Origin of the sequence: Novosphingobium sp. ERW19 (genome assembly GCF_012641315.1) — a bacterium.
In the GTDB taxonomy this organism is placed as follows: Bacteria; Pseudomonadota; Alphaproteobacteria; order Sphingomonadales; family Sphingomonadaceae; genus Novosphingobium.
The window spans coordinates 232,103-252,508 of sequence record NZ_JABAIC010000003.1 but is presented as its reverse complement, the minus strand read 5'-3'; the positions used below and the strand labels follow the sequence as shown (position 1 = coordinate 252,508).

Below are 20,406 nucleotides of genomic sequence, written 5' to 3'. Positions count from 1 at the left end.
ACAAACATGCCTCAGCCGGGCAAATCCTAAAAGCCCGTTAACTACCTTTTCCTGCACAAATCCGCGCCATTTCCCGACCGGAATGGCGATTTGACCAAGGCCGACAGCACGAGTCCCCGGTCAGGACAGTCCTCGCTGCAAAAGTTAACGCCGCCCGCCGCAGCTGCGCAAGGTCAGCCCAGTTCGACCTGCTCGAGATCGTAGCCCTTGGCACGCAGCCCTGCGACCAGCCTGTCGATCTGCTCGCGGTCCCGCGCCTCGCACTCGATCTCTGCCGTGAGCCCCTTGGCGGGCAGCGAGGTGAAGATGCGCTGGTGCCAGACTTCGAGGATGTTGACCTGATGCCGGTTGAACTCCTCGACCACCTTGAACAGCGCGCCCGGGCGATCCTGCAAGGTGATGCGCAGGCGACCAAGTCGGCCGGACCGTGCCAGATCGCGCAGCAGCACGTTGGCCAGCAGGCGCGTATCGATATTGCCGCCGCACAGCACGATGCCGACCTTGCGCCCGGCAAACCGCTTCTTGTGCGTCATCACGGCGGCCAGTCCGGCTGCGCCGGCGCCTTCGACAACGGTCTTTTCGATCTGCAGCAGCACCGCAACGGCGCTTTCCAGCGCGGCTTCGCTGACCAGCACGACATCATCGACGATGCTTGCCAGAACCTTCGAGGTAAATTCGCCCGGCTCCTTCACCGCGATGCCTTCGGCCAGCGTATCGCCACCGCAAGGCAGATCGAGATGCTTGAGCTTGGCATACATCGACGGGAACAGTTGCGCCTGCACGCCGACCAGCCCGATGCCCGGCTTGATCCCGCGCGCGGCAGTGCCCATGCCCGAAAGCAGGCCGCCGCCGCCGATCGGAACCACCAGCGTTTCGATTTCCGGCGCGTCTTCCAGCATTTCCAGCGCGACGGTGCCCTGCCCGGCCGCGACACGCGGATCGTCGAACGGGTGAACGAAGGTCAGGCCCAGTTCGCCTTCCAGCTTGCGCGCATGCGCGTAGGCTTCATCGAAAGTTTCACCCTCGAGCACGACCTTGCCGCCCACGGATTCGGTCTGCATCACCTTCACCGTCGGCGTCGTGCGCGGCATGACGATGGTGACGGGCATTCCCAGACGCGTGCCATGATAGCTCAGGCCCTGGGCGTGGTTCCCGGCCGAAGCCGCGATCACCCCGCGCGAACGCTGCTCCTCGGTCAGCTGCAACAGCGCATTGAGCGCACCGCGCTCCTTGTATGCGGCCGTGAACTGCAGGTTCTCGAACTTGAGCCAGATGTCGGCCCCGGTGATGTTGCTGAGCGTCTTGCTGTAGAGCGTGGGCGTCCGCACTACCTGGCCCGAAATTCGCTCCGCCGCCGCACGAACATCGGCGAGGGTCAGCAGGGATGATCCCTGGGTTTCGGGCTTGAGCGCTACGTTTTCCATGGCCGCGCCCTAACGGAAAGCGGCCTCCAAGAAAACCTCAAGCTTTGGCGGAATCGGACCCCAACTCTGTCAGCCAGCGAAAACCGGCCACTGGAATCATGGCAACGAGGATCGCCGCGCTGTCTGCCACCCAGTCACGCCAGTCCGAGTCGCGGTGAAGGAAGGGGATCAACTGCACCACTTCGATGCCGGCCCCGACAACCGAAAGCCACACCGTGGCACGCAGCAGCGATGCCCTCGGCCAGCCCACGCCAGCGAGCAGCGAGAGCGTGAAGAACGCCAGCATATGCGCGAACTTGTCGCCAAGATTATCGATCGGCAGGCTCGGCGGCTTGGGCAAGACTGCCATGACCAGCGCGAACACGAACGCTGGCCAGAAGGCAAGCCGGGCGACGCGGGAGAGGAGGTCCATCAGGCGCTGCATCGCCAACAGCTATGCTTTGCCCTCGCCCGGCAGGCAAGCAGCCACTCTCGCTCAGCCACTGGCGCTCAGCATCTGGCACTCAGCATCTGGCACTCGGCAGCAAACCGGATATGAATGCGTATCATGAGCGACCAGACACCAGCATCGACCGGGGCAGCAACTGCCCCCGCAAACGTTTCCTTCCTTGGCCTTGGCGTGATGGGCGGCGCGATGGCTCGGCATCTCGGCCAGGCGGGACACACCCTCACGATCTACAACCGCACCACCGCGCGTGCCGAAGCCTGGGCGGCGGCCAATCCCGGCATTTCCGTCCGCATTGCCACCAGCCCTGCCGAGGCTGCTGAAGGCGCCGACGCCGTCATCACTTGCGTCGGCAACGACGATGATCTTGCCGATGTCGTGCTCAGCCCCAACGGCGTGTTCTCGACCCTGAAGCGCGGTGCGCTCTACATCGATCACACCACTGTCTCGGCCCGCATCGCCCGTCAGATTGCGGTCGAGGGGCGCGATAAGGAGCTGCTCTGCGTCGATGCCCCCGTGACCGGCGGGCAATCGGGTGCCGAAGCGGGCACGCTTGCCATCATGTGCGGCGGCAGCGCCAAGGCGGTCGATGCCGCGCGGCCCATCCTTGCAGCTTATGCCAAGCGCGTCGTCCATGTCGGCAAGTCGGGTGCCGGGCAGACCGCCAAGATGGCCAACCAGATGTGCATCGCGGGCACGCTTGCCGGCCTGTCCGAAGCGATCCGCTTTGCCCAGATCGCCCATCTCGATCTCGAAAAGGTGTTCGAGGCGATCTCCGGCGGCGCTGCGCAGTCGTGGCAGATGGACAACCGTTTCCACACCATGGCCAAGGACGAATTCGACTTCGGCTTTGCCGTCGACTGGATGCGCAAGGATCTCGGCCTCGCCATGGACGAGGCGCGGAACCTTGGCGCCAGCGTGCCGGTCACGGCGCTGGTCGACCAGTTCTACGTCGACGTGCAGGCCATGGGCCATGGGCGTGAAGATACCTCGGCGCTGATCCGTCGCCTCCCGCGCCGGGCCAAGAAAGCATGAAGCGCCTCACGCTCGCCGCTCTTCTTCTTGCCACAGCTCCATCCGCCTATGCCGACACCCTGATCGACAACGTGCGCGGCACCACGATTGGCGCCGATGGCAAGCCGGAGCAATTCACCGGCCTCCTGTTCGACAGCACAGGCATCGTCACGCGGGTGATCCACGCCGGGGCCAAGAAGCCCAAGCCGCGCAAGGAATACCAGTACCACATCGACGGCAAGGGCCGGGTCATGCTTCCGGGCATGATCGATGCGCACGTCCACGTGATGGACATTGGCTTTGCTGCGTTGAGCCTCGACCTTTCCGACACCACCTCGCTTGCCGACGCTCTCAACCGGATTGCCAAGTTCAGCGCCGAACACCCCGATCGGCCGTGGATCATCGGACGTGGCTGGAATCAGGAAAAGTGGCAGCTTGGCCGTTTCCCCACCGCTGCCGAACTTGACGCGGTTACTGGCGGCAGGCCGGTCTGGCTGCAGCGCGTGGATGGTCACGCTGGCTGGGCCAACAGTGCGGCGCTCAAGGCTGCAGGTGTCACGGCTGCAACCAGCGACCCGGCAGGCGGCAGCATCGATCGTGCCCCCGATGGTGCCCCGCGCGGCGTGCTTGTCGATGCCGCGATGGAGCTGATCGAGGCAAAGGTCCCCGCACCGCGCCCCGAAGACCGCGATCTGGCGTTCGCCAATGCCCAGCAGATCCTGTTCAAGCGCGGCGTCACCGCCGTGGCCGACATGGGCACCGGGATCGAGGACTGGCAGGCCTACCGCCGCGCGGGCGATGCCAACAAGCTCTATGTCCGGATCATGGCCTATGCCCGCGGACCTGAGCAGATGGTTCTGATCGGCGGCCCCGGCCCCTCGCCGTGGCTCTATCAGGACCGCCTGCGCCTCAACGGCGTGAAGCTCTATGTCGATGGCGCGCTCGGGTCGCGCGGCGCCTGGCTCAAGGCGCCCTATGCCGATGCACCCGCCACGCGTGGTCTCCCGCAACTGAACCAGACCCAGCTCGGCAACCTGATGAGCCGTGCGGCGATGGACAACTTCCAGGTTGCGATCCACGCCATCGGTGATCAGGCCAACGCCACCGTCATCGGCGCAATCGCCGACCTTTCCGAAACCTACAAGGGCGACCGGCGCTGGCGCATCGAACATGCCCAGATCGTCGATCCGAAGGACATCGCCCGTTTCGCGGCGAGCGGCGCCATCGCCTCGATGCAACCGATCCACCAGACGTCCGACCGCGTGATGGCGCAAGCGCGGCTCGGCCCTGATCGCCTGGCCGGCGCGTATCCGTGGAAGTCGCTCAAGGCCGCCGGCGTGCGCCTTGCCTTCGGGTCTGACGCTCCGGTCGAACTGGCGGACCCGTGGGCCGGGCTTGCCGCAGCCGTCAGCCGTCAAGGGGTGGACGATCAACCCCCGGGTGGCTGGCAACCACAGGAGCGCGTGACGCCTGCCGAAGCGCTGGCGGCCTACACCGCCGACGCGGCCTATGCAGGATTTGCCGAAAGAAAGTTCGGCCGCCTTGCGCCCGGACTTCGCGCGGACTTCGTGCTGGTCGATACCGATCCGCTCACCGCAAATCCTGCACAGCTCAGGGCGACGAAAGTCGTGGAAACGTGGATCGGCGGGGGCATGGTCTGGTCTGCCGAAAAAGGGCTGGAAACCGAAACGCCTTCAAAACGTTAGGGTGGCGACGCGGAAGGCTTGGGGGGCGCTCTTTCCGGATGCTGCCCAACGGCTGCGTCGCGGAACCCGCCCTCTCACCCAAGGTTTCGCGAGTCCCGATGGGCTCTGATTGCCGATTAGCGAAACGGGGGCCTGACCGCCCCCGTTTCTTTCTGTCAGGGCAGGAGAGGCGGTGTCTCGCCCGCGGCCAAGGCCGCAGCTTCAGCTTCTTCCTCGGCCCTGCGCTTTGCATCGGCCTTTTCGGTGAAGCGCATGAGCAGCAGCGTTCCCTCGAACAGGATCAGCAGCGGAATCGCCAGCATCAGCTGCGAAACGACGTCAGGCGGCGTCGCCACCGTTGCAACGGCAAAGATCACCACGATCGCATAGCGCCGCGCCTTGACCAACTGGTCGCGGCTGACGATCCCTGCGCGGTTCAGCAGCATCAGCAGCACTGGCAGCAGGAAGCTGATCCCGAAGGCGAGGATGAACTGCATGACCAGGCTCAGATAATCGCCCGTGCCCGGCAGCGCCTCAAGTTGCAGGCCACCCTTGTTGCCCTCAAAGCCCAGAAACCATTTGAACGCGGTCGGCATCACCACGAAGTAGGCAAGACTCGCCCCCGCCGTGAACAGCACCGGCGTTGCCAAAAGGAAAGGCAGGAACGCCCGCTTCTCGCGCGCATAGAGGCCCGGTGCGACGAACGCCCAGAGCTGGTTGGCGATCACCGGGAAGCTGACGAAGAACGCCGCGAACATCGAAACCTTCAGCTCAACGAAGAACGCCTCGTAAAGCTTGGTGTAGATCAGTTTGCCCTGCCCCGGCGGGAAGGCATGGACCAGTGGTTGCGCCAGCAGCGCGAAAATGTCGTCGGCAAAGTAGAAGCTGACCGCAAAGGCAATCGCCAGCGCATAGACACAGCGCAGCAGCCGGGTGCGCAATTCCAGCAAGTGATCGAGCAGCGGGGCCTGCGTCTCGTCGATGTCCGAGATCATGGCAGCGGCGCTTCCGGTCTGGCGGTCTTTTCCTCAGGCGGCATCGGCCCGATCATCACCGGATCGGCGGGCGCATCAGAAGGCAGCGGATTGGGGAACGGATCGTTCTGATCCTCGGCGGCAGCCACGGTCTGGCCTTGCGCGGCGGCGGCGGCTTCCTGGGCCGCGGTCTCGCGCATGATCCGCTCGTTCTGTTCCTTCCACTTGCGCTCCATCTCCTCCATTTCCGCCTCGCGGATCATGGTCTCGATGCCGGACTTGAAGTGGTTGGAGACGCGCCGCATCTTCGCCACCCACCGCCCTGCGGTACGCAGCGCCATCGGCAGGTCCTTCGGGCCGATCACCACGATCGCCACGATGACCAGCACCAGAAGTTCGGACGCGCCGATGTCGAACACGGCCCTGTCGCCTTGTCTTACAGGAGCTTACTGAGCCTGATCGGTCGAGGTCGGCGCAGGCGCCGGTGCCGGAGGCGGCACCTGCTGCTGCTGGATCTGCGCAGGCGGCGGCGTGACCGGCTTGTTGTCCTCGTCGTTCATGCCCTGCTTGAAGCTTTTGATGCCCTTGCCGAAATCGCCCATCATTTCGGAAATGCGGCCACGGCCGAACAGGACCAGCACGACCAGCGCAAGCACGATCAGGTGCGGAAGGGAAAGACCACCCATGTCACTAACTCCTTTGCGTTCCCTAGATAGGGACCGCGCGCCCCACATGCCAGTTTTTCCGTCGCGTCAGTCGGCGTCTTCCCCGCCTGACGGATCAATCGCCCCCGTGTCCCCATCCTCGCCGCCCGTCAAGACGGCAAACGCCTCTTCGACCGGATCGAGCAGCCCGGCAGCGCGCAATTCCTCGATTCCGGGCAGGTCGCGCCGCGAACTCAGGCCGAAGTGCGTGAGAAATTCCGGAGTCGTCGCATAGATCGTCGGCCGCCCGGGCACCTCGCGCCGCCCGGCGATGCGAACCCAGCCCGCCTCCAGCAGCACATCCAGCGTGCCCTTGGCCGTCTGCACGCCGCGAATCGCCTCGATCTCGGCACGGCTGACGGGTTCGTGATAGGCAACGATCGCCAGCGCCTCGGTCGCCGCCCGGGAAAGCCGACGCGGCTCTTCCTTTTCGCGGCGCAACAGATGGGCAAGATCGGCTGCCGTCTGGAAGTGCCAGCGCCCGCCGCGCTCGACGAGATTGATCCCGCGCTCGGCATAGGTCTGCGCCAGCGTTGCCAGCGTATCGCCCACCGCCGCGCCGCCCAGATGCGCAGAGATTTCCAGCGCGGTCATCGGCTGCTCGGCGGCGAACAGCGTTGCTTCCACCGCACGTTCCAGATCGTCGGGCTGCCCACTCATGCCGCTCGTCCTGAGCTTGCCAAAGGGGTGGCCCTCAGCATCAACGGCCCGAACGCTGCATCCTGCGCCAGTTCGGCGCGGCCCTGCTTGGCCAGCTCCAGCGCCGCGAGAAAGCTCGAGGCCAGGGCAGACTTGCGCAAGGCAGGATCGGCCTCCAGCGGCAGGAAAGCCCGCAGGTCGGTCCATTCCACCGCGATGCCCAGCATCTGCGACACCCGCGCCAGCGCGGCGTCAAGCGTCACCACCGCCCGCTCGCGCACCATGTGAACCACGGGCTGGCTGCGCAGCTTGATCGCCCCGTAGGCCTGGATCAGCGAGAACAGATCGGACTTCCACAGCGCCCTTCGGTCGACGCGGAGGCCCTCGGGACTGCCCCGCAGGAACACGTCGCGGCCGGTGCGGTCCCGCCCCATCAGCCGCGCGCCTGCCTCGCGCATCGCGCCCAGGCGCTGCAGCCGCAACTGCAGCTTGAGCGCCAGTTCCTCGGGACTCGGCTGCACCTCGGGATCGCGCGGCAGCAGCAGCAATGACTTGAGATAAGCCAGCCACGCCGCCATCACCAGATAGTCCGCCGCCAGCTCCAGCTTCAGCGCCTTGGCACGATCGATGTAGTCGAGATACTGGCCGACCAGCTCAAGGATCGAGATCGTGCGCAGATCCACCTTCTGCCGTCGCGCCAGTTCCAGCAGCAGGTCAAGCGGCCCTTCCCAGCCATCAAGCTCGAGATAGAGCGCCGCGTCGCCGGTTGGTGCAGTGGCAATGCCGTCCCAGACCTCGTCTCCGTCAAACAGCGCGGGGGCGACGTCGCCTGCCATCACGCAAGTTCCAGCAGCCGGTCACGAGTGGCAAGGAGCGCAGTCTGGGCCGAGATATCCGCAGGTCCATCGAACGCTGCCGTGCCCTGCAAGGCGCGCTCCAGCCGCTCTGCCGTCGTCGCACTCATCGGCGCGAGACCTGCGGCAATGCCGATCATGTCGTCCATCTTCGCCCAGCAATTGAGCGCAAGGTCGCACCCCGCCGCCTGCGCGCGCACGGCCCGTTCGGGCACCGTGCCGCCCAGCGCCTGCATATCGAGATCATCGGTCAGCAGCAGTCCGTCAAAGCCGATCGCCTTGCGGATCACCTCGCCTATCACGAAAGACGAAAGCGTTGCCGGGTTCTCGGCATCCCACGCGGTGAACCGCAGATGCCCGGTCATCGCAATCGGCGCATCCTTCAGCGCGCGGAACGGCGCGAGGTCCAGTTCCAGCTCCTCGGCACTCGCCGTAACAACCGGAGTTTCCTTGTGGCTGTCGACCATCGACCGGCCATGGCCCGGCATGTGCTTGACCACCCCTGCGACCCCTGCCCGCGCCAGTCCGTCAAGCGTTGCCCGGCCCAGCGCTGCCACGCGCATCGGCTCGGAACCCAATGCACGGTCGCCGATCACGTCATGCGCGCCGGGCTGGCGCACGTCGAGCAGCGGCAGGCAATCGACGCTGACGCCCACCTCGGCCAGATCGAGCCCCAGCGCATGGCCATTGGCCCGCGCCGCCTCGATCGCGCTGGCAGGAGCCACGTCGTAAAGCCGGTCAAAGCGCTCGCCCGGCGGGTAAGCCGCCCAGACCGGAGGCTTCATCCGCGCAACGCGCCCGCCTTCCTGATCGATGCAGATGAAGGTACGGTCCCGCCCGTGCAGCGCGCGCAGGTCATCGGTAAGCGCACGAACCTGCGCCCGGCTTTCGACGTTGCGCCCGAACAGGATGTATCCCGCCGGGTCCGCATCGCGAAAGAAGGCGCGCTCGTCATCGGTCAGGGTCAGGCCCGAAAGCCCGAAGATCGCTGGCAGCATGGCTTTGAACTTGCGGTTTTCAGGCACTTTGACAACCCTTCCCGGCGCACTCACCGGGGATAATTCACCGGCTTGCCACCGGCATGAGTACAGGCCCGATCATGTGCGAGATGGCGCGCTCGATCCAGGCCTCGTCGGATGGCTCGGCTCCGGTCATGCTCCGCACAAGTTCAGCATTGCCAAATGTGATGAGCGCGGACCCGATCAGGCTGAAATAGGCCACCTCGGGTCCTGCCCCGGCCAGCCGCCCCTGCCTTGCCAGCGCTTCGAAAAGCGGGGCAAGCAGTTCCCAGACTGGGCGTCCGAATGTATCGACAAGCCATTCGTGGCGCTCGGACGCGACGGAGAATTCCTGCAACATCAGCCGCGTCAGGCGTGGCTCCTCGGCGAAGGTGCGCAGGAAACCGGGCAACACGCGCTGGGCGGCGGCAACCGCATCGATCAGCGTATCTCCCGACAGATTCTCTCGCAGATGGGCCTCACCCTTGCGCGCAAAGGCGTCCAGCACTTGCCGCCATAACATGAGCTTGGTGGGGAAGTAGTAGGCCAGATGCCCCTGCTCGATCCCAGCAGCCGCGGCAATCGCCCGCGTGCTGGCGGCGGCAAACCCGACCTCGGAAAACACCCGCAACGCTGCCTCGAGCACGACGCGGCGGTTCTCCTCGCCATCATAGCGGGCAGGTTTGAGGATCCGGTTCTGCGCATTGTGCTTCATGGCCCTTGGCATGGCCGGTGGCGGGCAGGTTGGCAAGGCATGTTTGTCGCTTGACAAATATCCTTGTCGAACGACAAACAAAGCGGAGCAAAAGCCGATTCATGGGAGCCAGGAATGTACCCGCTGACCACCACGCAGCACTATCCCCGCAATCAGTGGTGGGTCGCCGCCTACTCGGCCGAGGTCGGGGAAGCGCTGATGATGCGCGAGATCCTGGGAGAGCGCGTGCTGCTCTATCGCACGCAAGCCGGAGAGGCGGTGGCGATGAGCGCGATCTGCCCACACCGCGCCTATCCGCTGGAACAGGGCCAGCGTGTTGGCGATGCGGTACAGTGCGGCTACCACGGTTTCACCTTTGGTCCGGATGGCACATGCCTGCGCGTGCCGAGCCAGCCAGGCGTGCCGCAAAAGTCATCGCTGCGCCGCTATCCTGTGGTCGAAACTGCTGGCCTGGTCTGGGTGTGGACCGGCGATGTTGACATGGCCAGTTCCGCCCAGCTTCCCGATCTCGCCGCGATGGGCCTTGGCCGCGACGACTGGGCGGTCGAACAGCATGCACTTGTGACGATCAATGCGCGTTACACCCTGCTGATCGAGAATCTTCTCGATCTGAGCCACGTCAGCTTCATTCACGCCACGACCATCCCGGGCGGTGAAATGGTTGCCTCGATCCCGGTGTCGGTCGAGGAAACCGCGCAAAGCATAACAGTTGTCCGCAAGGGGCAGAACCTGCCCGCCAATCCCCTGATAAAGGTGCAGTTTCCGGGTCAGGAAGATCCGGTCAACCAGGACTTCGACGCCGAATACATCTCACCCGCGCTGGTGCGGACCGGCGGCGCCATGTCCGATGCAGCCAGTGGTCGGCCGCTCGGCACGCAGAACTATATTCACCTGATCACGCCTGCATCGCCAACGCGCGTGCACTACTTCGTGAACACCGCCCGCGACTTTGCCGTGAACAACCCCGCGCTGGGCCAGATGCAGATCGCCATGGGCACCAAAATCCAGCCGGAAGACATTGCCGCAATCGAGGCAATCGAACTGGTCCTGCAATCGGACGCGACGCTGCCAACCGAAATCAGCGCCCGGGTGGACAACGGCGCTTTGAAAGTGCGCCGCCGCCTCGAAATGCAGATCAAGAGCGAGCAGGCGACCGCCTAGCGCCTGCAGAAGCGCTGGCAGGGGGACACGATCAGCGCTTCACCTGGCACTTCAGGCCACCGGCCTGCAACCGTGAGCAGAGCGCGCTGGCCGAGGCGAGATCACCGGCTACGGCCTGAAGGCGATAGACAGTGCCGATGTCGGCCTTGCCCTCGACCACGCGGTGCGAGAGGCCCTTAAGGGCTTCATGGTTGGCAATGAGCTTCTGCCAGCCGGCTTCCGCCGCTGCATTGGACGAAAACGCGCCAACCTGCACGCCGACGCCACCGGTTGCCGCGGCCTGTGTGGGCTTTGGCGCCGGCGTCGCACCAGCGCTCGGCTTGGCCGAAGGCGTAGGCGACGGAGCGACCGCCGGGGTTGGCGAGGCGGAACCGGCAAGGTTGGCGACGGGCTTCTCACCCTCGCTGACCTTGAAGCTGGAATCGCCGGTGCCTTCGAAAGTCTTGCCGCCGGGGTCCTTGGGCGCGACCTTGTAGGGTTCGCGGCTTGCCTCGATCAGGCTTCCGTCGGCTCCGGCAGGCCCCGCCGTGCGGTTGCTGGCATACCAGATCCCGCCGACCAGCGCCGCAAGCACCACAAGGCCCATCACGGCAAAGCCGATCAGGCGACCGTTGCCGCTGTCCTCGTCCTCACCGTCAATATCGTCAGCGCTTTCGAGCCAAGGCAGGCGCTCCTCGTCACCCAGGGCAAGGCGGTCCGCTGCGGGTTCTGCCATCTCGGCAGAGACATCGAACGGTTTGCCCGGCTCTTCGTCCCACGAATTCTGCCCGTTTTCCCCGTTCATGCCAGACTCGTTCATGAGTGCCCTGCCCCGATTGACGTCAAAGTTCTTGCGCTGCCTCAACGCCCAATAGCGCCAGACCGTTACGAATTACCTGCCCGATTTGTTGGGCGAGGAAAAGGCGGGCTGCGGTCATTGCGGAGTCTTGTGCCACAATGAAGCGCTTCTCGGGCCGGTCATTGCCCAGATTGTAGTAGGAGTGGAACGCCGAGGCGAGATCGTGGAGGAAGAAGGCGATGCGGTGCGGTTCGCGCGCAACGGCAGCGGCTTCGACCGTGCGCGGGAATTGTGCCGCCAGCTTGACCAGCGCCAGCTCCTCCTCGCCCATCAGCGACAGGTTTTCTCCTGACGGCGCAAAGCCTTCGTCGGCGCCCTTGCGAAGGTTCCTGCAGATGCGCGCGTGGGCATACTGCACGTAGAACACCGGGTTGTCCTTGCTGGCTTCGACCACCTTGTCGAAATCGAAGTCCATCTGCGCGTCGGGTTTGCGGGTGAGCATGGTGAAGCGCACCACGTCCTTGCCGACCATCTCGACAACATCGGCCAGCGTGACGAAGTTGCCGGAACGCTTGGACATCTTGAAGGGCTGGCCGCCCTTCATCAGCTGCACCATCTGCACGAGCTTGACCTCGAACGGCTTGGGCGCTCCGCCCTCGGCGCTGGTCAGCGCGGCGACGGCGGCCTTGATCCGGTTGACCGTGCCGGCATGGTCAGCCCCCCAGATATCGACGAGGGCATCGGCACTCTGCGCCTTCTGGAAGTGATAGGCGAGGTCGGCCCCGAAGTACGTCCACGCACCGTTCGACTTCTTGATTGGACGGTCCTGATCGTCACCGAACCTGGTCGAGCGGAACAGCGGCAGTTCGACCGGCTCCCAGTCGTCCAGCGTCTTGCCCTTGGGCGCTTCGAGAATGCCATCATAGACCAGATCATGCGCACGCAGCCATGCTTCGGCCGCGTCCACCTTGCCCGAGGCCTGAAGCTCCGCTTCGGATGAGAAAAGGTCGTGATGGATGCCGAGGGTCGCAAGATCGGCGCGGATCATGTCCATCATTGCCGCCACGGCGCGGGTGCGGAACAGGATTAGCCAGTCCGCTTCGGGCGCGCCAACGTACTTGTCGCCAAACTCCTCGGCCAGCGCCTTGCCCACCGGGACAAGGTAATCACCGGGGTAGAGGCCTTCGGGAATCTCGATGCTTTCACCCAGCGCCTCGCGGTAGCGCATGTGCACCGAGCGGGCGAGGACATCGACCTGCGCGCCGGCATCGTTGACGTAGTATTCCTTGGTGACCTTGTGCCCGCTGAACACGAGCAGATCCGCCAGCGCATCGCCAACCACCGCGCCACGGCAGTGGCCCATGTGCATCGGCCCGGTGGGATTGGCCGAGACATATTCGACGTTGACGACCTTGCCGCCGCCCATGGTCGAGCGGCCATAGTCCGCCCCCGCCGCAGCGATCAGCGCGAGTTCGCCGCGCCAGGCATCGTCTGTCAGCCGCAGGTTGATGAAGCCAGGCCCGGCGATCTCGGCAGAGACGACGCGCGGCTCCTTCTCGAGTTCGGCAACGAGTGCCGTCGCCAAAGCGCGCGGATTGGTGCCCGCAGGCTTGGCCAGGACCATTGCGGCGTTGGTGGCCAGATCGCCGTGGGAAGGATCGCGCGGCGGCTCGCACGTCACCGCGCCTCGGTTCAGGCCGGCGGGGAGAGTCCCTGCGGTTTCGAGCGCGGTCAGCGCGGTGTCGATTACCGAGGCGAAGTCGGCGTGGAGGTTGATCCGGGCGTCAGTCATGGGCGGGCGGTTAGCCCAATCGAGGACAAAGCGAAAGGGCATCGATTTGCCTGCCGTTCAGCGCGCCGAGTTGCCGCTCTGCCCCCGAGACTTGGCCGAGAGTTGGGGGAGAGTTGCCCCTCTGCCCCCGAGAGTTGGAGACTTACTTGCGGACGTTGTACTGCAGCTGCGCCTCGGTCAGCTGGAAGCCGACGAGCAGTTCGAAGTTGGCCTTGGCCAAGGCAGCCTTGACCTCGGGCTGCGACAGCGGATCGACCGCGGCGTCTTCGTCGCCGGCGCGACGCTTGCGCGAGATGCGCTTGACGATGTCTTCAGGCAGCGATGCCTCGGCCTTGTCCACATCGGCGCCGGCCTGCGCCCGCCCGGTGGCGCGGTCCTGCCCGTCGGCGAAATCGATCACGACCTTGCCCACGCGCTTGGCGACGACGATGTTGCCGCCGCGCATGACGGTGGAGAAATAGGGCAGTTCCACACGGCGTGCGCCGACTTTGCTCGACCGACGGGCAAGTACGTCGAAGCTGGCGACGGAGTGCAGCTTCGAACCATCGGTGCACTGGGCGCGCAGGTTGGTGATGGTCGCCTCGATATCTATAGCCGCCGAATCGGTGCGGGACGGATCGCTGAATACCGTGACGTCGCCCGTGTAGTCAGGAATGCCGACGCGCGGGCAAGGATCGCGCAGCGCCGTGACGCCTACCGCGTCATCAACGACGAGTTCCCCTTTCTTGCCGCCGCAGGCCGAAAGCGCGAGGGCTGCCACGAGCGGGGCGCCCAGAATTGCGATACGGCGGGCACTTGCGTTCATGGGCACTCGATCCTCGATACTTGCAGCGTCTGATCGACCGGAAACCGAACTCCAGCCAACATTTCGGCCACCTCTACCCACCCCGGCCGCTTTCGGCAATGGCGGTAGGGCGCGGTTGCTGCTAAGGGCCGCAGGATGAACGCCAGCTTGCCAGATGTCGCTGCCGAAACGGCCCCGTTACGCCTTCTGATTGCCGCCCCGCGCGGCTTCTGCGCCGGGGTTGACCGGGCGATCGAGATCGTTGAGCGCGCGCTGCAGCGCTATGGCGCGCCGGTCTATGTCCGGCACGAGATCGTGCACAACCGCTTCGTCGTGGACGGCCTCAAGGCCAAGGGCGCGATCTTCGTCGAGGAGCTGGACCAGGTGCCCGATGGCGCACCGGTGGTGTTCTCGGCCCATGGCGTGCCCAAGGTCGTGCCGCAGGACGCAACCGCGCGCGGGCTCGACTGGCTGGATGCCACTTGCCCGCTGGTGTCCAAGGTACATCGCCAGGCCGAGCGGCAGGTGGAGGCCGGGCGGCACATCCTGTTCGTGGGCCACAAGGGCCATCCCGAAGTGATCGGCACGATGGGCCAGGTTCCGGAAGGCGCAATCTCGCTGGTCGAAACCGTGGAAGACGTCGCCAAGCTGGCGTTCGCGGCTGACACGCCGCTGGCATTCCTGACGCAGACGACGCTGTCGGTGGACGATACTGCCGAGATCGTGGCCGCCCTGCGCGCCAAGTTCCCGCAGATCACGGGCCCCAAGGCCGAGGACATCTGCTATGCGACTTCCAACCGGCAGGAAGCGGTCAAGGCGATTGCCGGCGAATGCGATCTGCTGCTGGTGATCGGCGCGCCGAACAGCTCCAACTCGCTGCGTCTGGTCGAAGTGGCCGAGCGCATGGGCACGCGCTCGCGCCTGATCCAGCGCGCGAACGAGATCGATCCTGCATGGCTCGATGGCGTGAACACGCTGGGGCTCACTGCCGGAGCTTCCGCGCCTGAAGTGCTGGTGCGCGAGGTTGTTGCCAAGGTCGGTGAATTGCGATCCATCACGGAAGAAACGGTGACCACCGCCGAGGAAAAGATGGTGTTCAAGCTGCCGCGCCAGCTGCTCGACTAAGGCGCAAGGAACATGGCGGTCTATACCCAGATCGGCGCGGAAGAAATGGCCGCGCTTGTCAACGAATTCGACGTGGGCGCGCTGGTTTCGGCGAAGGGCATTGCCGAGGGCGTCTCCAACTCCAACTGGCTGCTGGAAACCACCGGCAAGGACGGAGGCGGTGCGCGCTTCATCCTGACGATGTACGAATTCCGCATCGAGCTGGAGGACCTGCCCTACTTCCTCTCGCTGCTCGATCATCTGGCCGCCAAGGGCTGCCCGGTGCCGCGCACGATCCATGATCGCGAGGGCGCGCTGTTCCGGCGGCGAGGTGAAAAGGCGCTGGCCCTGATCGAGTTCCTCCCCGGCATTTCGGTGAGCGAGCCGACCGTGGGGCAGGCCCGCGCGGTGGGAGCCGCTCTGGCGCAGATGCATGCAGCTTCGGCGGATTTTGCCGGCTCGCGCGCGAACGGCATGGGCCTTGCCGAATGGCAGCGGCTGTTCGACGCTTGTGGTCCTGACGGGCTGGCGGCGATCGATCCGGAACTGGCGGGGCTGGTGGCCGAGCACATGCCGAAAATCGCCGCAGGTTGGCCACGGGACCTGCCCCGCGCGGTGATCCATGCCGATCTGTTCCCCGACAACGTGCTGATGCTGGGCGACACGGTTACCGGGCTGATCGACTTCTACTTCGCCTGCAACGACCTGATGGCCTACGACGTGGCGGTGACCCACGCGGCGTGGTGCTTCGACGCGACGGGCCGGAACTTCAGCGCCGAGCTCTCGAAGGCGCTGCTAGATGGGTACGAAGCGGTGCGGCCGCTTTCGGCAGAGGAGCGCAGCGCCCTGCCCTTGCTGGCGCAGGGGGCGGCAATGCGCTTTACCTCGAGCCGCGCCTACGACTGGCTCAACACGCCTGCCGATGCGCTGGTCGTGCGCAAGGACCCGATGGCCTTTGCCCGGCGGCTGCAGTTCTATGCCGCAAATCCCGCCATATTCGACAAGGGGGTCTTCGCGTGAAGCACGTCGAGATCTTCACCGACGGCGCGTGCAAGGGCAATCCCGGCAAGGGCGGTTGGGGTGCGCTGCTGCGCATGGGCGAGCATGAGAAGGAAATGGCCGGCTCCGAAAAGGAGACGACCAACAACCGCATGGAACTGATGGGCGCGATCATGGCGCTGCAGGCCTTGAAGCAGCCCTGCCGGGTGACGCTCCACACCGACAGCAAGTACGTGCTCGACGGCATCACCAAGTGGGTGTTCGGTTGGCAGAAGAAGGGCTGGAAGACGGCCGATAACAAGCCGGTAAAGAACGAGGACCTGTGGCGCGCGCTGGTGGAAGCCGTACGCCCGCACAAGATCGAATGGGTCTGGGTCAAGGGCCACGACGGCCACCCCGAGAACGAGCGGGTGGACAAGCTCGCCAGCGACGCGGCAGTGGCGGCCTGAAGGTTCCACGGGAACGCACCATACCGTTTGCCCGCCCCCGGCATCTGGCACGCGCGCTGCGGCCTTCGCGTTACCCGAGGCTGGACGCCATTCTGCTTCTGTCCGCAACGTGGCCAGTGATGATCTCGAAAGCACGGGCCGCCTGTCCAATGACCATGCCGATACCATTGATGGTGCGGCAGCCCCGCTGTCTGGCCAGGCGCAGCAATTCCGTCTCGGGTGGGAAGTAGATGATGTCGGCGACCCAATGCCGTGCTTCGACGGCCGCTTCGCCAATCGGCATGCCTGGTTTGCCGTTCATGCCGATGGGCGTGGCGTTGACGATACCGTCGGCAACCGCCGTCTCGACCGCATCGGGAGTACGGGCGATGATCCGGGCCGAGGTGAAGCGTGACGCCAGATCCTCGGCCAGAAGCCTTGCGCGGTCCTCATCCACATCGACCAGTTGCAGCGTGCCGACGCCCAGCGAGAGCAGGGCATTGGCGACGGCGGCCCCTGCCCCCCCTGCGCCTAGCTGGACCACGTTGCCCAGAGCGACGCCGGGCAATCCCTCGGCAACGGAATCCCGGAAGCCGGCCATGTCGGTATTGAAGCCGTAGAGCTTGCCATTGCGGATGGACACGGTGTTGACTGCGCCCACGGAAACCGCAGTCTCGTCAAGTTCGTCAAGCAGCGAGACGACGGCCTGCTTGAACGGATAGGTCACATTGAAACCGCTGTAGCCCTGATCCTGCAGGCGCTTCAGGACCAGCGGGAGATCGCTGTCAGCCCATCCCCGCGCGGAAAAATCGTAAAGATCATAGCGCAAGGCCATGCCCTGAGCCTGTGCTTCCTTCTCGTGCAGCTCGGGCGAGCGCGAAGCGAGGATCGAACGTCCAAGAAGGCCGGAAAGGATCATTTGTGCCTTCGAAAAGTGTCCCGGCACCACGGGGATGCCGGGACATAGGGTGGATCAGAAGTTTACGCGGGCGCCAAGGTAGAACGAGCGCCCGATCGGATCGTAGAGCGCAACGTCCGTTCCGTTCTGCGAGCTCGCCACGAAGGGCAGGCCGCGGTCGAACAGGTTGTTCACGCCAGCGCGGAATTCGATCGACTTGTTGACGCGGACGGTGCCGAACATGTCCCACAGCGCATAGGCACCCACGCCGACCTGGGCAGTCGCCGGTGTCAGGACCGAGGTCGTGTCCTTCATCGCGCTCTGGTAGCGCCAGCGCAGGCCCAGCGTGGTGGCGTCAGAACGGTAGCCGAAGCTGGTGACCGACTTCCATTTCGGCGTTGCGCGCGGCGGAAGGCTGCTGACGCCTGCCGCACCGTTGCTGATGCCGGTGTAATCAAGTTCTGCCGCACCGGGGATCAGCTGCAGCTTGTACTTGTGCAGCCAGCCCACGGCAGCGTTGACGAACAGACGACCGCTGTCGCCACGCAGGATCGGTGAGGGCACCGTCCAGTTCACTTGCGCCTCGACGCCATCAGTCTTGACCAAGCCGAGGTTGAGGAACGGCGTGGCGACGTTGACCAGCTGACCCGAGTTGTCACGCGAGAGCAGGCCGCAATAGAGGTTGGTCTTGTCGTAGCTGGGGTTCGAGCCATCGAGGTTGAAGCACTTCGACAGCACCGTCAGGCCCGGCACCGTCGAGATCACGTTCTTGACCGAGATGTTGTAGTAATCGACCGACAGCGTGAAGTCGGACAACAGCCCGCTCTGGAATGGCGAGTTGAGCACGAAGCCGAAATTGTAGGTATCGGCACGCTCGGGCGTGAGGTTGGTGTTGCCCGAAACGAGCTGACCGGTGGCTGTGGTCGGGAAGGTGTAGCTGGAGATTGCTGCCTGCGGGATGCCCTGCGCCACGCAGAGATCGGCCACCTTTGCACCGTTCGCCCCGGTGCGGGCGGTGGAGCGGACGTCGCACGGATCACCGAGCGCACCCGGGGGCGTGCCGATCACCAGCTGGTTGCCCTGCTGCGGCGAGAACAGCTCGCCGATGTTGGGCGCACGCACCGCGCGCTGGTAGCTACCACGGAACAGCAGCGGTTCCACCGGCTTCCAGCGGGCATCGACTTCATAGCTGGTAACGCCGCCGGTGACCGAATAGTCCGAGTAACGGATCGCGCCGCCGATGCCGAATTCCTGGATGAACGGCTTGTCGGCGATCAGCGGAACGTCAACCTGCGCAGCAAATTCCTTCACGGAGATGCGACCCGAGGCGGGCTGCGAGGCAATCACGGATTCAATGTTCTGGGCGCGAAGATCGCTGTCGGGAATGTAGTTGTAGTTGTTCTTGCGATACCCGGCGACGAAAGCGATCTGGGCTGGCCCGGCGCCGAGATCGAACAGCTTGCCGTTGACCTGCAGCTGGGCCTGCGTCTGCGAGAGCTTCTCCTTCGAGAAGGCGGTCTTGGTGATGTAATCGACGCAAGCCTGCGACAGCGAGCGGGCGTTGGCATCGCCGAAGATATTGAAGCCGCCGGTGCACAGCGAACGACCGCCGTCTGCTGCGTTCAGGAGGGTCTGGACGCGGCTCTTGACCACGGCATCGTTGAGCTGCTGGTCATGAACCGACTGGTCGTAGGAAGCATAGAGATCGAACGACCAGCCCGAGGTGATGTCCCCCTTCACGCCGGCCATGTACTGCTGGACGACGTAGTTCTCGTCCCAGTTCTTGTAGGGCACGCCAACGTAGCGGCCGTTCCAGGTGAACGGTGCGTTCGGGTTCGGACGCGAGGCGAGAATCGTTGCCAGGTCCTGCGGAATGAACGGGTTGGTGACCGGGATGGTAGTCAGCGAACCGAACTGGGTAAGGCTGCCGCCCGATGCAGTCTTGACCGAAAGGTCGACGTACATGAACTGGCCATAGGCGGTCAGGCCGGGGGTCAGTTCGTAGTCCGCCTTGACGAAAGCGGTCTTGCGCTTGAGGCCGTTGGCGAAATCGATCTGCTGGCCAACCGGCATGCGCACATTGTTGCCGACGATCAGATAACCGTTCGAGCCGTTCGGACCCTTGTAGTTGCGCGCGCCGGTCTGGGTGAACAGCGTACGGTCGTTGTTGAAGCCGAGGTTCAGCAACTGGAAGTTGGCGGGCAGATTGGTGACGCCATAGCCCGCGAATACGGCCGAGACGACCGCCGCGTCAGGAGCATTGGTCGCGCTCGGCACGAAGGTGCCGTTGCCGATGAACGATGACGGGGTCTTGTCGAAGAAGAAGTCGCGCGTCGAGCCGTTCACCTGGTCCTGATGAGCATAGCTGAAGGCGGCCATGACATGGCCGCGGTCTTCGGCAAAGCTGGAGCCAAAGGCGAGCGAGCCGTTGAACTTGTAGGCATCGCCGCGGTCGCTGATTGCGTTCTGCACGTCCATACGCACGCCGTCGAATGCACGCTGGGTCTTGAAGTTGACTACGCCCGAAATCGCGTCGGAACCATAGATTGCCGAAGCGCCGCCGGTGATGATGTCGACCCCGCCCATGATGGATTCGGGCAGGATGTTGATGTCGACGTTGCCGTTGATGTCGGACAGCGGCAGGCGCTTGCCATCAAGCAGCACGAGGTTGCGGTTCGTGCCGAGGCCGTGGAGGTTGACCGACGCGCGGCCACCCGTGCCCTGCCCGCCGGTGTTGGCATTGCCTGCCGTGGTGAAGCTTGGAAACTGGTTCAGCGCGTCCTGCAGGTTGACCTGCCCGGTCTCCTTGAGCGCGGTCTCGCCAACCGAGACGATCGGGCTGACGGCGGTGTTGTTCGGGCGCGCGATCAGCGAGCCGGTAACAACGATCTCCTTGGCATCGACCGGCGCTTCAGCAGCCTGATCGCCTGCACCATTCTGGGCCGCTTCCTGTGCGAGCGCAGGCGCGGAGAGCGCAGCAGCTACGGTCAACAGGGACGCGGAAAACGCA

Annotated in this window: 20 protein-coding genes; 6 read left to right on the top strand and 14 right to left on the bottom strand. The window is 64.8% G+C overall.

What is annotated here, in order from left to right:
• Positions 1-173: 173 nt before the first annotated feature.
• Both HGI46_RS07285 and HGI46_RS07280 read right to left on the bottom strand, forming a co-directional pair.
• Complete coding sequence (locus tag HGI46_RS07285) at positions 174-1,424, bottom strand: threonine ammonia-lyase (RefSeq protein WP_118073367.1); 1,251 nt, start codon at positions 1,422-1,424, stop codon at positions 174-176.
• Between the two features lie 37 nt (positions 1,425-1,461).
• On the bottom strand, positions 1,462-1,848 hold the full coding sequence (locus HGI46_RS07280; RefSeq protein ID WP_168903838.1) for a hypothetical protein: 387 nt from the start codon (positions 1,846-1,848) through the stop codon (positions 1,462-1,464).
• A 123-nt stretch (positions 1,849-1,971) separates the two neighbouring features.
• On the opposite strand from HGI46_RS07280, the gene HGI46_RS07275 reads away from it, so the two are divergent.
• The gene (locus HGI46_RS07275) at positions 1,972-2,904 is read left to right on the top strand and encodes an NAD(P)-dependent oxidoreductase (RefSeq protein ID WP_168903647.1); all 933 of its coding nucleotides are present in this window, start codon (positions 1,972-1,974) and stop codon (positions 2,902-2,904) included.
• Positions 2,901-4,589, top strand: coding sequence for an amidohydrolase (locus HGI46_RS07270; protein ID WP_168903646.1), 1,689 nt, complete (start codon positions 2,901-2,903; stop codon positions 4,587-4,589). The genes HGI46_RS07275 and HGI46_RS07270 overlap by 4 nt, the downstream gene beginning before the upstream one ends.
• Before the next feature lie 155 nt (positions 4,590-4,744).
• Here HGI46_RS07270 and tatC read toward each other — a convergent pair whose 3' ends face one another.
• The 7 genes from tatC to HGI46_RS07235 all read right to left on the bottom strand — a co-directional run bounded on the left by tatC (position 4,745) and on the right by HGI46_RS07235 (position 9,452).
• Positions 4,745-5,563 carry a twin-arginine translocase subunit TatC gene (tatC, locus tag HGI46_RS07265; protein WP_118073364.1) on the bottom strand — a complete coding sequence of 273 codons (819 nt, stop codon included), beginning with the start codon at positions 5,561-5,563 and terminating at the stop codon, positions 4,745-4,747.
• The gene (tatB, locus tag HGI46_RS07260; RefSeq protein ID WP_118073363.1) at positions 5,560-5,961 is read right to left on the bottom strand and encodes a Sec-independent protein translocase protein TatB; all 402 of its coding nucleotides are present in this window, start codon (positions 5,959-5,961) and stop codon (positions 5,560-5,562) included. Before tatB ends, tatC begins: the two co-directional genes overlap by 4 nt.
• 27 nt (positions 5,962-5,988) lie before the next feature.
• Entirely contained in the window at positions 5,989-6,228 is a 240-nt protein-coding gene (locus tag HGI46_RS07255; protein WP_168903645.1) for a twin-arginine translocase TatA/TatE family subunit, read from the bottom strand.
• Between the two features lie 66 nt (positions 6,229-6,294).
• On the bottom strand, positions 6,295-6,906 hold the full coding sequence (gene scpB / locus HGI46_RS07250) for an SMC-Scp complex subunit ScpB (RefSeq protein WP_168903644.1): 612 nt from the start codon (positions 6,904-6,906) through the stop codon (positions 6,295-6,297).
• The gene (locus tag HGI46_RS07245) at positions 6,903-7,721 is read right to left on the bottom strand and encodes a ScpA family protein (RefSeq protein WP_168903643.1); all 819 of its coding nucleotides are present in this window, start codon (positions 7,719-7,721) and stop codon (positions 6,903-6,905) included. The genes scpB and HGI46_RS07245 overlap by 4 nt, the downstream gene beginning before the upstream one ends.
• The gene (nagZ, locus tag HGI46_RS07240) at positions 7,721-8,737 is read right to left on the bottom strand and encodes a beta-N-acetylhexosaminidase (RefSeq protein ID WP_168903837.1); all 1,017 of its coding nucleotides are present in this window, start codon (positions 8,735-8,737) and stop codon (positions 7,721-7,723) included. The genes HGI46_RS07245 and nagZ overlap by 1 nt, the downstream gene beginning before the upstream one ends.
• A gap of 64 nt (positions 8,738-8,801) precedes the next feature.
• Positions 8,802-9,452, bottom strand: coding sequence for a TetR family transcriptional regulator (locus HGI46_RS07235; protein ID WP_168903642.1), 651 nt, complete (start codon positions 9,450-9,452; stop codon positions 8,802-8,804).
• Positions 9,453-9,566: 114 nt separating this feature from the next.
• On the opposite strand from HGI46_RS07235, the gene HGI46_RS07230 reads away from it, so the two are divergent.
• Entirely contained in the window at positions 9,567-10,613 is a 1,047-nt protein-coding gene (locus HGI46_RS07230) for an aromatic ring-hydroxylating dioxygenase subunit alpha (protein ID WP_168903641.1), read from the top strand.
• A gap of 31 nt (positions 10,614-10,644) precedes the next feature.
• Here HGI46_RS07230 and HGI46_RS07225 read toward each other — a convergent pair whose 3' ends face one another.
• From HGI46_RS07225 to HGI46_RS07215, 3 genes are all read right to left on the bottom strand, one after another.
• Complete coding sequence (locus HGI46_RS07225; protein WP_240946630.1) at positions 10,645-11,412, bottom strand: SPOR domain-containing protein; 768 nt, start codon at positions 11,410-11,412, stop codon at positions 10,645-10,647.
• 22 nt (positions 11,413-11,434) lie between these two features.
• The gene (gene argS / locus HGI46_RS07220) at positions 11,435-13,183 is read right to left on the bottom strand and encodes an arginine--tRNA ligase (protein WP_168903639.1); all 1,749 of its coding nucleotides are present in this window, start codon (positions 13,181-13,183) and stop codon (positions 11,435-11,437) included.
• Between the two features lie 142 nt (positions 13,184-13,325).
• Positions 13,326-13,988, bottom strand: a complete 663-nt coding sequence (locus tag HGI46_RS07215) for a hypothetical protein (protein ID WP_118073356.1) — start codon at positions 13,986-13,988, stop codon at positions 13,326-13,328.
• Positions 13,989-14,123: 135 nt separating this feature from the next.
• Here HGI46_RS07215 and ispH point away from each other — a divergent pair, with 135 nt between their 5' ends.
• The 3 genes from ispH to rnhA are packed head-to-tail and all read left to right on the top strand — an operon-like array spanning position 14,124 to position 16,519.
• Positions 14,124-15,092 carry a 4-hydroxy-3-methylbut-2-enyl diphosphate reductase gene (gene ispH / locus HGI46_RS07210; RefSeq protein WP_118073355.1) on the top strand — a complete coding sequence of 323 codons (969 nt, stop codon included), beginning with the start codon at positions 14,124-14,126 and terminating at the stop codon, positions 15,090-15,092.
• A gap of 12 nt (positions 15,093-15,104) precedes the next feature.
• Positions 15,105-16,091, top strand: coding sequence for a homoserine kinase (gene thrB / locus HGI46_RS07205; RefSeq protein ID WP_168903638.1), 987 nt, complete (start codon positions 15,105-15,107; stop codon positions 16,089-16,091).
• The gene (gene rnhA / locus HGI46_RS07200) at positions 16,088-16,519 is read left to right on the top strand and encodes a ribonuclease HI (RefSeq protein WP_118073353.1); all 432 of its coding nucleotides are present in this window, start codon (positions 16,088-16,090) and stop codon (positions 16,517-16,519) included. Before thrB ends, rnhA begins: the two co-directional genes overlap by 4 nt.
• Positions 16,520-16,589: 70 nt before the next feature.
• On the opposite strand, the gene HGI46_RS07195 is transcribed toward rnhA, so the two are convergent.
• Complete coding sequence (locus HGI46_RS07195) at positions 16,590-17,417, bottom strand: shikimate dehydrogenase (RefSeq protein ID WP_118073352.1); 828 nt, start codon at positions 17,415-17,417, stop codon at positions 16,590-16,592.
• 54 nt (positions 17,418-17,471) lie between these two features.
• The gene (locus HGI46_RS07190) at positions 17,472-20,387 is read right to left on the bottom strand and encodes a TonB-dependent receptor (RefSeq protein WP_240946629.1); all 2,916 of its coding nucleotides are present in this window, start codon (positions 20,385-20,387) and stop codon (positions 17,472-17,474) included.
• Positions 20,388-20,406 lie beyond the last annotated feature (19 nt).